Source organism: Glaciecola sp. 1036, assembly GCF_050306235.1.
Taxonomy (GTDB): Bacteria; Pseudomonadota; Gammaproteobacteria; order Enterobacterales; family Alteromonadaceae; genus Glaciecola.
Map to the genome: position 1 here is coordinate 1 of NZ_JBLWFH010000001.1, position 13,370 is coordinate 13,370.

Annotated in this window: 7 protein-coding genes and 2 tRNA genes; 6 read left to right on the forward strand and 3 right to left on the reverse strand. The window is 40.7% G+C overall.

Translation table 11 applies throughout. The annotated features are described in order from the left end of the window. The 4 genes from ACNKW3_RS00005 to ACNKW3_RS00020 all read left to right on the forward strand — a co-directional run bounded on the left by ACNKW3_RS00005 (position 1) and on the right by ACNKW3_RS00020 (position 2,154). A tRNA-Asp gene (locus ACNKW3_RS00005) sits at positions 1–77 on the forward strand. A gap of 17 nt (positions 78–94) precedes the next feature. Continuing rightward, positions 95–171 (forward strand) — tRNA-Asp (locus ACNKW3_RS00010). 67 nt (positions 172–238) lie between these two features. Next, on the forward strand, positions 239–919 hold the full coding sequence (gene lolD, locus ACNKW3_RS00015; protein ID WP_427397236.1) for a lipoprotein-releasing ABC transporter ATP-binding protein LolD: 681 nt from the start codon (positions 239–241) through the stop codon (positions 917–919). 11 nt (positions 920–930) lie between these two features. Continuing rightward, positions 931–2,154: an FtsX-like permease family protein gene (locus ACNKW3_RS00020; RefSeq protein WP_427397237.1), complete on the forward strand. Its 1,224-nt coding sequence runs from the start codon at positions 931–933 to the stop codon at positions 2,152–2,154. On the opposite strand, the gene ACNKW3_RS00025 is transcribed toward ACNKW3_RS00020, so the two are convergent. After that, positions 2,151–3,506: a dicarboxylate/amino acid:cation symporter gene (locus ACNKW3_RS00025; RefSeq protein ID WP_427397238.1), complete on the reverse strand. Its 1,356-nt coding sequence runs from the start codon at positions 3,504–3,506 to the stop codon at positions 2,151–2,153. The two genes, ACNKW3_RS00020 and ACNKW3_RS00025, sit on opposite strands and share 4 nt — an antisense overlap. Before the next feature lie 139 nt (positions 3,507–3,645). Between ACNKW3_RS00025 and ACNKW3_RS00030 the strand changes: the two genes are divergently transcribed. Continuing rightward, positions 3,646–5,895 (forward strand): Ig-like domain-containing protein, encoded by a 2,250-nt coding sequence (locus tag ACNKW3_RS00030; RefSeq protein ID WP_427397239.1) that lies wholly within the window; start codon positions 3,646–3,648, stop codon positions 5,893–5,895. Between the two features lie 42 nt (positions 5,896–5,937). Here ACNKW3_RS00030 and astB read toward each other — a convergent pair whose 3' ends face one another. Next, complete coding sequence (gene astB, locus ACNKW3_RS00035; RefSeq protein ID WP_427397240.1) at positions 5,938–7,275, reverse strand: N-succinylarginine dihydrolase; 1,338 nt, start codon at positions 7,273–7,275, stop codon at positions 5,938–5,940. Between the two features lie 281 nt (positions 7,276–7,556). On the opposite strand from astB, the gene topA reads away from it, so the two are divergent. Continuing rightward, positions 7,557–10,211 carry a type I DNA topoisomerase gene (topA, locus tag ACNKW3_RS00040; protein WP_427397241.1) on the forward strand — a complete coding sequence of 885 codons (2,655 nt, stop codon included), beginning with the start codon at positions 7,557–7,559 and terminating at the stop codon, positions 10,209–10,211. A gap of 46 nt (positions 10,212–10,257) precedes the next feature. Here topA and rne read toward each other — a convergent pair whose 3' ends face one another. Further along, the gene (gene rne / locus ACNKW3_RS00045; RefSeq protein ID WP_427397242.1) at positions 10,258–13,092 is read right to left on the reverse strand and encodes a ribonuclease E; all 2,835 of its coding nucleotides are present in this window, start codon (positions 13,090–13,092) and stop codon (positions 10,258–10,260) included. Positions 13,093–13,370: the final 278 nt, after the last annotated feature.

Here is a 13,370-nt window from a genome sequence, read left to right on the forward strand (position 1 = left end):
GGAGTGGTAGTTCAGTTGGTTAGAATACCGGCCTGTCACGCCGGGGGTCGCGGGTTCGAGTCCCGTCCACTCCGCCAGAAAACACCCTACCATTGGAGTGGTAGTTCAGTTGGTTAGAATACCGGCCTGTCACGCCGGGGGTCGCGGGTTCGAGTCCCGTCCACTCCGCCATTAATGCTTTGTTTTAAAAGTATTTTTCATATAACATATGGGCAAAAAACGCGGTAAGTGTTCTATCATGTCCAAACCCCTATTAAACTGTCAGCAAATTTGTAAAAGTTACCACGATGGCGCTCAAAGTGTTCAGGTTCTGTCTGGCGTTGATTTACAGATAAATGCGGGCGAATTGGTCGCTATTTTGGGTAGCTCCGGTAGCGGAAAGAGTACTTTATTGCAAATTATGGGTACGTTGGATGAGCCTGATAGTGGTAAAGTGTATTTTCAAGATCAAGATTTAGTCCAACTCTCGGCTAAAGAACAAGCCAATTTTCGCAATAAACATCTAGGTTTTGTATACCAATTTCATCATTTATTACCTGAATTTACCGCAGCTGAAAATGTTGCTATGCCGAAAATGATAGGTGGTACAAAAAAACAACAAGCCTTAGATGAAGCAAAAGAGTTGCTCTCTCAGGTAAAACTAGAACATAGAACCGAACATAGACCTTATCAATTGTCTGGTGGTGAACGCCAAAGAGTCGCCATTGCGCGCGCATTGATTAATCGACCCAGCATAATTATGGCCGATGAACCCACAGGTAATTTAGATGCTGATACCAGTGAGTCGATATTTGAACTAATTAAATCAATTAATGATTCATTCGGTACTACCTTTATTGTGGTCACCCATGACCAAGGTCTTGCCGGACAAATGCATAGAACGTTGCATTTACGCAATGGTAATTTTAATGCGAAGTGAGATTAACGAATATGCACTATTTTAGTCGCTTTCTCGCCAAAGGTTTTCGCCATCAACAACAGCATGGATTTATTGGCTTTGTCACCAAACTATCGGCTATTGGTGTTGGTGTAGGCTGTGCAGCATTAATATTACTTTTAAGTGTAATGAATGGCTTTGAAAGAGAATTAAAAACCTCCTTGCTTTCACTAGTACCTCACGCTGAATTTATTCAAATAGAAAAACATGGTATTCAGTTATCGCCAGCCTTTAAACAAGCTGTGCAAGCGGATGATCGAGTGGAACAAATTTATCAAGTGAATAGGGCCGTTGCCTTGTTGCAATATGGAAACGCTTTTAAGTCTTTGGAAATCATTGGAGGAGAACCTAACTATTGGCAACATAAATTCTCCAACAGTATAAATATTAGTAAGTTAGAATCTTCGCCTGACGGAATTTATCTTGCCCATAACGTACTTAGCAATCTAAATATCCAGATGGGCGATAAGGTTCAGCTTTTGATCCCAGAAACGGATGACAGTTTAAAGTTTAGAACGCCAAAATCCCATTGGTTCGAGGTAATTGGAAGTTTTGATGCCATAGGGGATTTAAACGACCGTTTAGGGATAGTAAACCCAAATACCCTGAATAAAATTTTGGCATTGGATAGCGGTGCAAGTACCCACATTGAATTTGTGTTAGAAGACCCATTTCAAGCGCAAACCTTGGTGCGTGAATACGGTTACAAGTTTGACCAACCTATTTACATGTCTAGTTGGTTTAGAATGAACGGGCACCTTTATTATGATATTCAACTTGTACGCTTCGTGATTTACATTGTATTAGCTTTGTTGATTTGTATAGCTTGCTTTAACGTTGTATCCAGCTTGGTGATGTCGGTAAAAGAAAAGAGTAAAGCTATAGCGATACTGAAAACCATGGGCGCCACAGAAACACAAATACGCCAAGTGTTCGTGTTAAGAGGTATTAGAAGTATTTTTCTTGGATCCTTGTTTGGCTGTCTAGTTGGAATATTGCTATCGCTGTTTTTGCCTGATGTTCTGAATTTTATTGAGCAAACAACGGGATTATCGGTACTTAATTCAGGTGTGTATTTTACCAGTACCATTCCATCACAATTGGTTTGGTGGAATGTGTTGGTGACCTTCTTATTTGCGGTTTTTATCGGCTATCTTGCTACTATATATCCGGCAAGGAAGGCCGCTAAATTACGGCCTGCATTGCATTTACATTAAGATTTTTCAGTTAGGTGTTGGAGCTCGTCACTTGCTATCTCATCTTCAAGATCCATGTTGTTGTAAATATCCTCATCCAATGACTTTTCAGACTTAGCTACTATACAAGTCACGGTACAATCACCGGTAATATTAACCACAGTTCTTGTCATATCAAGTAAGCGGTCAATCCCTATGATCAGGCCAATGCCTTCTACAGGTAATCCAACTTGCTGTAACACCATAGCTAACATTATTAGTCCAACACCAGGGACACCAGCAGTTCCCACAGAGGCAAGTGTTGCAGTCAATATGACCATTAACAATTGCGCCATTGATAAGTCTACACCATAAGCTTGTGCGATAAACACAGTGGCAACGCCTTGCATTATAGCAGTACCGTCCATGTTGATAGTCGCACCTAAGGGAATAGTAAAGGAGGCTACACTATTATCTACCCCCAATTTTTTTTCTGCTGTAGCAAGAGTGATCGGCAAGGTCGCGTTTGAACTGGATGAACTAAATGCAAACAAAGCTGCATCTTTCATTTTTATCATTAATTTTATTGGGTTTAAGCCAGTAAATACTTTGAGCAAGATTGGGTAGGTAATAATGCCGTGCAATATAAGCAGTATAAACACTAAGATAAAATATTTAGCAATATTATAGAATGCATTGAATTCCAAGGTGCTGGCGAGCTTTGCGATTAAGAAGAACACCCCATAAGGTGCAAGTTCCATTATAATAGTGACGATTTTCATGATTACGTCATTTAGAAATTCAAATCCCTGTCTGACCTTAGTCCCACTTTCTTTTGCCAAAGACATGGCGATACCAACAAGTATTGAAAATACAATAATTTGTAGCATATTGCCGTCGGCCATTGAGGCAATCGGGTTCGAAGGAAACATATCAATGATGACTTGAGCTAGACCTGGTGCTTCTTTGGGTTCAAAAACCGCATCCGCACCTATATCAAATTTTTCGCCAGGTTTAACTAGTAACGCTGCGACAATAGCGCCAGTTACGGCAATAGCAGTGGTTAATAAGTATAAAGAAACGGATTTTCCGCCCAGTCGACCTAATTTTTTTGGATCGGATAAACTCGAAACACCACAGACTAAGGATACAAATACCAAAGGTACTACCAGCATCTTTAAACTGTTGACAAAAATAGTGCCGCCGATGTGAAAAATATTTTCCACAAAAAAACCGTAGACAGAAAAATCTAACCCAAACAATGAGATAACTAAATCTTTTCCGTCACCAAAGGTGCTCCTCATAAACTGTAGGATAAGTCCTATTATGATTCCAGCACACATGCCGATAAGTATTCTGAGAGTTAAATTTGTTTTTTTTGTCGCACTGGACATACCTAGACCTTCTTATTTTGGTTATGTGTCTTAATACCAAAGGTTAACAACAACCGTCTAAAAGCAAAAGACTCTTTGTTATTTTATATGTTGATTTATACCAACGCTTGCAAATCGATCTATAACATAGGTTAACAAAATGAAACACTGTATTCGCACAATTTGGTTTACCCTTCTACTAGGCATGCTTATGGCATGTGGCGGTGGCGGCGAACCTTTAAGCCGTTCTGAAACCGGCACTCCAACACCAGATCCAGGTGCCACACCACAAACTCTCACTCTGGCTCTCTCTTTAGTAGATGCAGATGGAAATACAGCGTCGGAAGTCAGTGATGGTTCTCCGTTAACGCTACTTGCAACCGTTACTAATCAAGATGGTAACCCAGTTTCCAACAAAGTGGTAACCTTTACCTTCGATAAAGCTGGTTTAGCGAGATTTGGTAATGACGCAGGTTCTGCATTAACCGGTACAGACGGCATTGCGAGGATTGCGATTTATGTTGATGATTTATCCGGCAGTGCAAATATTACTGCTAGCGTTGATTCTACAGTAACCGAAAGTATAGGTTTTACATCAGCAGGCTCACAGCAACAGCAGCCGACAGCAATAGAATTGTTCGCAGACAAGGTCCAATTGCCTTCATCAGGCAACGATACAGTGGTTATTACGGCTATTGTCAAAAACGATAACAACATATTGTTAAGCGACATACCAGTGTCATTTGCAGTGAACAATAATGCATCTTTAACTGTTGTGGATTCCGTAACTGGGGAAGACGGCGCAGCGAGAGCACGCTTGTCAACGCAAAATAACCCAGAAAATAGAACCATTACAGTTACGGCCAACGCGGCAAACCTAAATCAAACCTTAGATATAAAAGTAGTTGGTACTGAAATTTTAGTTAATGGCCCATCGTCCATTATTATCAATGATGTGTCGCCTTTAACCATAGTGGTGTCTGATTCTGATGGTAGAGGAATACCTAATACGCCTGTTAGCATTTCATCAGACATAGGTACAATTTCTAATCCTGTTCCCGCGGATGCAGACGGAAATCCAATGACAGACAGCAGTGGTCAAGTCAGTGTGGATTTCTCTTCGTCACAAGCAGGAAATGCTGCTGTGACAGCTTCTGCCTTAAATACAAACATTCAATTTCGAATTAATATTCAACAAGACGATTTTAGTTTCTCATCAGTGCCCTCAGAGGATATACCGCTCGGTGATTTAGCACCCCTTGAAATTCGCTGGTTTAAAAATGGGCTTCCTTATGCCAATGGTAATATCGAAGTAACATCGTCTCGGGGTAATATAACTGTGGGGGGCAACCCAACCAATGTTACAACTACGGATGCTTTTGGTGTTGCAACAGTACATATTTCATCATCTTTTGCCGGACCTGCGTCAATTTCTGCTATTGGTACTGATGGCAATGGTCAAACTGTGAGTGCCAGAACCAGCATTGAATTTATCGCTACTGTTCCCCACAGTGTTTCGGTAGATGCAACGCCTGATTTAATTGGTCCAGAAGGACAAACCTCTACCTTTACAGCAATAGTCCGTGATCAATTGGGTAACCTTGTAAAAGGTGCTGAAGTTGATTTCACTATAGTGACAGATGATACTGGCGGTAGTATTTCGCCTAACAGAGCCACTACAGATTCAAATGGTATAGCCTCAACAGTTTATACGTCTAATGCAGTAAGCTCTCAAGATGGTGTTTTGATTCGTGCTGCTACAGGTGGCGTTACTGGCGATGCATATTTAACCGTAGGTGACAGAGCCTTTGATATCTCATTAGGTACGGGTACTATTATTCAAAAACCAGATAATTCTACCTACTTAAAAGAGTTTGCTGTGTTTGTCACTGATGCAGCGGGTCGTCCTGTAGCCAATGCGGAACTAACGGCTTCTGCAAACCCAACCATGGAAAACGCTTACCGCAAAGGTTATTGGAACTGGGATGCAAACGATCGAATTTGGGTGTTGTATGATACCAATCCTTTATCACCAACGTATTTAGAAAATACCTATATCAATTGTCCTTCAGAAGATTTCATTATTCGTAACAACCGATTAGATGCAGGAGAAGACCGCAATGGTGATGGACAATTAACCCCAGGTAACGTTGCTGTTGTATCGTTTAAAGATGGTGTTTCACGTACCAACGAATTTGGTCAAGCGACAATTGAGGTGCGTTATCCAAGACAATTTGCGCCTTGGGTAAAACTAGAGATAGTAGTCTCAGGTCAGTCATCTGGTACAGAAGCGTCTGAAAGCCAATTCTTTACATTATCAGTCGCTGCTGAAGAGTTAAAAGCAGAAGGTATAAGCCCACCAAATAGCCCATTTGGTCAAAGTTTATTAACCTGCTTTAACACTGATTAATAATGAAGTTATAGAAAAATCCCGCTTAAAAACGGGATTTTTTTATTTTTGAAACGGGTAAACTGAACCCAAGTTTAAAATTCCCGTTAATTCATCTAACGCTGTTCTAGATTCATTTAATAGTTGTGGATCAGCAAGATCTTGAGGTGCAAGTTGATCTCTGTAGTGCGAATTTACCCATTGGCAAAGCTGTAAATATTTTCTATCAGTGATGATGCACTCGGAATTAACCGCATTTAATTCCTCGTTATTCATAGCAACACGAAGGCGTAAACAAGCAGGACCGCCTCCATTTTGCATACTCTGCTTAACATCAAAAAAGTGGACTTTTTTAATCGGTGAATTAGATTCCACCAATTTTTCGAGATACTGATTTACGCTAGGAATTTGCTGACATTCAAGTGGTGCAATAATGACCATATCTCCGTTAGGCAGATTCACCAGTTGAGTATTGAATAAATAGCTCTTAACGGCATCTATAATAGGTACGTCTTGAGTGCTAACTTCAATAAAGTGAAAGTCGTCTGAACCATAGGCTTTCAATAACTGTTGTTGTACTTCACCGGTATTTAAAAATGCTTGTTGATGATAGAAAAGAACATTTTTATTGCCCACAGCGATTACATCATTATGAAATACACCTTGGTCAATAACATCGGGATTTTGTTGAGCGAATACGGTTTTCTCTTCTTTTAAGCCATGTAATCGAGCTATCGCTTGACTAGCTTCAAAGGTTTGGCGCGCTGGGAATTTTTGCGGCATAGGTTTGCTACCATCAAACGCATATTTACCAAACACAAAGAATTCCACCCCTTGTTGGCCATAGTCACTGCAAAATCTTGTATGATTAGCCGCGCCCTCATCCCCGAAGTGATCATTGTCTGGTAAGTGTTTATGATGTGAAAAATACTGTTCGTCAGCAAAGGTCGCCGCCAAAATATTGCCTGTCACTTTCGGTTCAATGGCGCGGTGAAATTTATTAGTCAAATTTGCAGGCGTAAAATGTACCTTATTATCAGCAGTATCAGCACTAGGGGATACTGTGGCAGCGTTCGCAGTCCACATACTAGAGGCAGAACTACATGCCATTAGTAAATGCGGGGCTTTTTTATAAGCTGCTGCTAAGACTTCAGTATCATTCCCGGTAAATCCTAAACGACGTAAAGTATGAGTATCCGGACGCTCTTGAGGGGCCAAAACGCCTTGAATCAGGCCTAAATCACTCAGGGCCTTCATTTTCTCTAACCCTTGCAGAGCGGCTTGCTTCGGATTACTATTCGCCCGCGCGTTAGCGGTAGAAGCAACATTCCCATAGGAGAGACCTGCATAATTATGTGTAGGCCCAACTAGACCATCAAAATTTGCTTCAATTGCTGTCATTGTTTTCTCCTATTAAATTGAATAAACGCTACTAGGCGGTGGATAAATACACAAATTTTGTCGCGATTATACGGTTTTAATTTAGTTTGCCAATATTTAACAATAGAAAACTCATTATAAAACAATGACTTTTGTAACTTTTAATAGATATTTATATAGAACAGCTTGTTTTCTATTCACTTTGTAGATATATGTTAAAAAAGGAAAATTAACCCGTTGCTTGCCAAACTATAGATAAAAATTCTAGCAAGCACCTAAAATATATAAGGTTTTCTCTCTTAATGGGTAAATCATTAGTAATAGTAGAATCACCAGCAAAAGCAAAAACAATAAATAAATATCTAGGTAACAATTTTATTGTGAAATCCAGTGTTGGACATGTTCGGGATCTTCCGACTAAGTCTTTAGGCAAGGTACCGCCTAAAAAACCAGCAAAGGAATTAAATCAGCTTACTGATACCAAAAAACAAAACTATCTAAAAAAGTATGAATACCAAAAGCTAGTTGATCGTATGGGCGTGGACCCAATGAATGACTGGGAAGCGCATTACCAAGTGCTACAGGGAAAAGAAAAGGTAGTTAACGAATTAAAGAAGCTAGCGAAAAACGCTGATCAAATCTATCTTGCAACGGATTTGGATAGAGAAGGAGAGGCAATTGCTTGGCACCTTAAAGAATTATTAAAAGGTGATAACAAAAAGTTTCAACGTGTTGTTTTTAATGAAATTACCAAAACAGCCATTCAAGACGCATTTAAGCACCCAAGCGAAGTCAATACAGATAGAGTAAATGCACAACAAGCAAGACGATTCTTAGATAGAATCGTAGGTTTCATGTTGTCGCCACTTTTATGGAAAAAGGTTGCTCGTGGCTTATCTGCTGGTCGTGTGCAATCAGTCGCCGTTAGACTAGTGGTAGAACGCGAGCGAGAAATTAAAGCCTTTGTACCTGAAGAATTTTGGGATATTCATGCTGATTTAAATTCTGCTCAGGGCGATGCTTTGAAAATGCTGGTTGCCAAACATGCAGGTAAAGCTTTTAAACCAGTAAATAAGCAGCAAGCCGATACCGCTGTAGCCGAATTAAAAGCCAGCCAATACAGTGTTATTAGTCGTGAGTCTAAACCCACTCAAAGCAAGCCTTCAGCGCCATTTATAACTTCTACGTTACAACAAGCGGCAAGCACAAGACTGGGATTTGGTGTTAAGAAAACCATGATGCTAGCCCAACGTTTGTATGAGGCAGGCCATATTACCTATATGCGTACAGACTCAACAAATTTGAGTGAAGAAGCAGTTGCGACATGTCGAGAATATGTAAATAAGAATTTCGGTGATAAGTATTTGCCGGCAAATCCTCTTCGCTATGGTAGCAAAGAGGGCGCTCAAGAGGCACACGAAGCTATCAGACCGTCTAACGTTCAGATTAAATCTCAGAGCTTATCTGATATGGAAAACGACGCTCAACGTTTGTATGAGCTTATTTGGCGACAATTTGTTGCCTGTCAAATGACGAATGCAAAGTATGATGCCACAACCATTAAAGTACTGGCTAAACCTGAATCCGGTGAAGATTACGAATTAACGGTTAAAGGGCGTGTATTAATTTTTGATGGTTGGACAAAAGTACAACCTCAAATTGCGAAAAAAGACGACAAAGACACTGAGCTGCCCAATTTGCAACAAGGTGACAAACTATCACTTCAACAATTATTGCCCAGACAGCATTTTACTAAGCCTGTGGCAAGATTTAATGAAGCTTCTTTGGTCAAAGAGTTGGAAAAACGTGGAATAGGGCGACCTTCAACTTACGCTAATATTATTTCAACCATTCAAGATCGTGGTTATGTTAAATTAGAAAATAAGCGTTTTTACGCTGAGAAGATGGGTGAAATTGTAAATGATCGCCTAGTGGACAGTTTCGCAGACCTAATCAATTACGACTTTACCGCCAACATGGAGCAATACCTTGATGATATCGCCCAAGGTGAACTAAGTTGGAAAGAAGTACTCAACAGATTTTATGCAGATTTCTCAGCCAAACTAGAATTAGCTGAAAAAGAAGCCGAAGAAGGTGGGATGCGACCCAATCAGGCCGTGCCTGTGGATATCGAATGCGATAAATGTGGTCGTCAAATGAATATTCGCACTGCTTCTACCGGTGTATTCCTTGGGTGCTCTGGTTATAACTTACCGCCTAAAGAACGCTGCACCAACACAATGAGTTTGACGCCTGGCGACGAAGTGGTCAATGCATCAGAAGAAGAGCTTGAAACTGAGGCTTTACGCGCTAAAAAACGTTGTCCAATTTGCGATACAGCAATGGATAGCTATTTAGTTGATGAAAAAAATCGTTTGCATATTTGTGGTAATTCGCCGGCTTGTCCAGGTACAGAAATCGAAAAAGGCGACTTTAAACTCAAAGGCTATGATGGTCCTGTTATTGAATGTGATAAATGCCACAGTGATATGGAATTAAAGAATGGCCGTTTTGGGAAATATTTTGGTTGTACCAACGACGATTGTAAAAACACTCGTAAACTACTGAAAAATGGCGAACCAGCGCCACCAAAAGAAGATCCGGTCCATCTTCCAGAATTGCCGTGTACAAAATCTGATGGGTATTTTGTGTTAAGAGATGGCGCGTCAGGGATTTTCTTGGCGGCATCAACTTTTCCGAAATCCAGAGAGACAAGAGCGCCTCTAGTTCAAGAGCTTAAGCAGTTTAGAGATAGAATTTCTCCGAAGTTTTATTATTTAGCAGATGCACCAGCGAAGGACCCGGATGGAAATCCTGCGATAGTGCGCTATAGCCGTAAAACTAAGCAACAATATATTATGTCTGAAGATAGTAAGCAAAAAGCCACAGGCTGGTCTGCATGGTATCAAGATGGCAAATGGAAAGTAGAAGACAAGCGTAAAAAAACCTCCAAATAGGAGGTTTTTTTGTGTCTTATTTTGTATTAATCGCGAGTAACCTTAATTAATTACTCGGATTTGTACTTGGTGCACTAGCATTAGAAGTAGCGTTAGCAATGATTGCCGGTGTACGAATTCCTGCTAATTCACCACGTTTTTCGTTAGACATTTCTGAATATTCATTCATTTCTGGCATCTCAATACTGGTTGGCTGTGCCATAGGATGAGATACAAAATGCCAAGATTTAGGCTTGATACTTATTTCAGAAACCTCAGTTTTCACTTCAGCAGCTTCTACTACCTCAGTTTCAAGTGCGATTTCAGCTTGAACTGGCACATCATTCGAAGGTTCAGGCGCAGTCTCTGTAGCATTTTCACTTTCCACAGTAGCAGTTTCAACTGCAGCCTCTGCGGCTTTATCTTCACTTATTTCGTCAAATGCCAACTCAGCCTGAGCAACCTCTGTGGTTTGGGGTACTTCTTGAGTAGCGGGCTCAGCATCGGTTTCTTTTTGTTTGCGCTTTTGACCAGCAGCTCTAGCATGTCGAGGACTACGTCTCGAGCGATTGCGAGCAGGTGCTGCTTCTTCGGTGTCATCTTGCGAATCTTTCGTCTCTGCAGACTTGGCTTCAGAAGTCTGTTCTGTAGCTTTAGTTTCTGCTGCCACAATTTCTTCGCTTTGTTTAGATTCAACTTTGTTCTCTGCACTCTTGTCTGCCGATGTGTCGACCTTAGCATCTGCAGAAACTGTTGCTTCTTGTTTCTCAAGACCTTGATCATCTACAGCAGGAACAAGGGCTTCTTCTAAAGGAGCTTGAGCCTTTTCCTTCTGAGATTCATTTGCTACGGCTTTTGGCTTTTTGTTTTCTTTCCCCTGAACTTGAGCATTTTCAGTGTTGGTTGCAGCAACCGCTTGCTTATTCGCAGTTTCATTGTCATCTTTAACCCTTACGGATTGACGTTCAGGACGACGATTTCTGCGTTGCGCAGGCTTTTTACGTTGTTGAGTATTACGTTGATTTTGTTTGTTTTCTTGTGGCTTAGCCGAAGTCTCTTTTTGATCTTCGTTTTTATCTTTAGATTCAGTGTCTTTAGCCACCTTATCTTGTTGCTGTTTACGCTGTCTGTTTTGCTTATTACGATTATTTTGACGGCGTTTTTGATTACGGTTTTGTTGGCCGCGACGGTTCTGCTTAGGTTTGCTTTCTTGTTTTTTCTCTTCTTCAAACAAGCCTTTAAACCACTTCACTAAGCCATCAATAAGTCCTGGAGATTTTTTCTCTTGCTGGACAACTACTGGCGCTTGAGTTGGCGCAGTCATACCAGACAGGGCAGGCTTCTCGCGTTTTACCGCGTCAGCATTGGTGACTATTGTCTCTTCATCTTTTTGCACAAGATCAAGGTTGTAGCTCACTTCAGATGTAACATCTGCAACTTTACGACGTAAAATTTGGAATTTAGGCGTTTCTAAATTCGGATTAGGAATTATGATTAAACTCACTTTTTGGCGCTTTTCTAAGCGTTGAACAGCATCACGTTTTTCATTAAGTAAATAAGTTGCAACAGACACTGGCAATTGCGCTTCGATTTGCCCTGTGTTGTCTTTAATACTTTCTTCTTCAATGATGCGAAGTACAGCTAGCGCTGTAGATTCAATTCCTCGGATAGTACCATGACCATCACATCTTGGACATACGGTATGAGCTGACTCACCAAGAGATGGGCGCAAACGTTGACGACTCATTTCTAATAAGCCAAATCTAGAAATTTTGCCTAATTGTATACGGGCTCTGTCTGCTCTAACCGCATCTTTCATGCGATTTTCGACTTCACGTTGGTGTTTTACAGGTGACATATCGATGAAGTCGATAACCACAAGACCACCAAGGTCACGTAATCTCAATTGACGCGCTATTTCATCGGCTGCTTCTAAGTTGGTATTCAGTGCCGTTTCTTCAATGTCGCCGCCTTTGGTGGCGCGTGAAGAGTTGATATCGATAGACGTTAGCGCTTCTGTAGGGTCAATAACAATTGAACCGCCAGAAGGAAGTCTTACTTCGCGCTGAAACGCTGACTCTATTTGGGATTCAATTTGGTAATGAGAGAATAAAGGCACATCACCTGTGTACATCTTTACTCGATTTACAAAATCAGGGCGAACAACAGAAATATGTTGCTGAGCTTCTTCGAAAACCGTTTTGTCGTCGATTAGAATTTCGCCAATGTCACGACGCAAATAATCTCTAATCGCGCGAACGATAACATTACTTTCTTGATGGATTAAGAAGGGAGCTTGACGTGTATCCGCAGCGGTTGAAATTTGTTCCCAATAGTGTTTTAAAACACTAAGATCCCACTTCAATTCTTCAGGAGATTTGCCTACACCTGCGGTTCTTACAATCAATCCCATGCCATTAGGCACATCTAGCTCGCTAAGAGCGGCTTTAAGCTCTGTACGTTCGTCACCTTCGATGCGACGAGAAATACCGCCTGCACGAGGGTTGTTTGGCATTAATACCAAATAACTTCCAGCAAGAGAAATAAAGGTTGTCAGCGCTGCGCCTTTTTGACCTCTTTCTTCTTTATCAATTTGAACAATAACTTCAGTGCCTTCGGAAATAACTTCCTTAATGTTAGGGCGACCTTCAAATTTGTATCCACTGGGGAAGTAACTGCGAGCAATTTCTTTGAGGGGTAAAAATCCGTGACGTTCAGCGCCATAATTAACAAATGCGGCCTCTAAACTAGGTTCAACTCTAGTGATAACCCCTTTGTAAATGTTCGCTTTTTTCTGTTCGTGTCCAGGACTTTCTATATCAAGATCGTAGAGTTTTTGGCCATCTACAAGGGCTACACGCAACTCTTCTTGCTGAGTTGCGTTGATTAACATACGCTTCATATTGTCTAACTCTGTTTAACAACAGACCTAACAGAAAGTAGACACAGAGTCTCCCGACTGTGAACTTTTTTACTACGAGTAACTTACTTAATCTTTATTTACATGGCTCTTTTTTAAGCCATTATACTGTTACTTTACAGTTAGGTCTTTTTTATACATAACAGCAATCAGCCTGATAATTTGTTTATCTTATATTGGCCATTGCTAAATAAATTCATTCTTGCTTAACATTCAATTTACTGTGTGTTTTTAACGATTGAATGCTACCTGATATTCAG

Bases quoted from the DNA above. Each gene is read 5' to 3' on its own strand.
- lolD (WP_427397236.1), top strand. From the start codon at position 239: ATGTCCAAACCCCTATTAAACTGTCAGCAAATTTGTAAAAGTTACCAC.
- ACNKW3_RS00020 (WP_427397237.1), top strand. From the start codon at position 931: ATGCACTATTTTAGTCGCTTTCTCGCCAAAGGTTTTCGCCATCAACAA.
- ACNKW3_RS00025 (WP_427397238.1), bottom strand. From the start codon at position 3,506: ATGTCCAGTGCGACAAAAAAAACAAATTTAACTCTCAGAATACTTATC.
- ACNKW3_RS00030 (WP_427397239.1), top strand. From the start codon at position 3,646: ATGAAACACTGTATTCGCACAATTTGGTTTACCCTTCTACTAGGCATG.
- astB (WP_427397240.1), bottom strand. From the start codon at position 7,275: ATGACAGCAATTGAAGCAAATTTTGATGGTCTAGTTGGGCCTACACAT.
- topA (WP_427397241.1), top strand. From the start codon at position 7,557: ATGGGTAAATCATTAGTAATAGTAGAATCACCAGCAAAAGCAAAAACA.
- rne (WP_427397242.1), bottom strand. From the start codon at position 13,092: ATGAAGCGTATGTTAATCAACGCAACTCAGCAAGAAGAGTTGCGTGTA.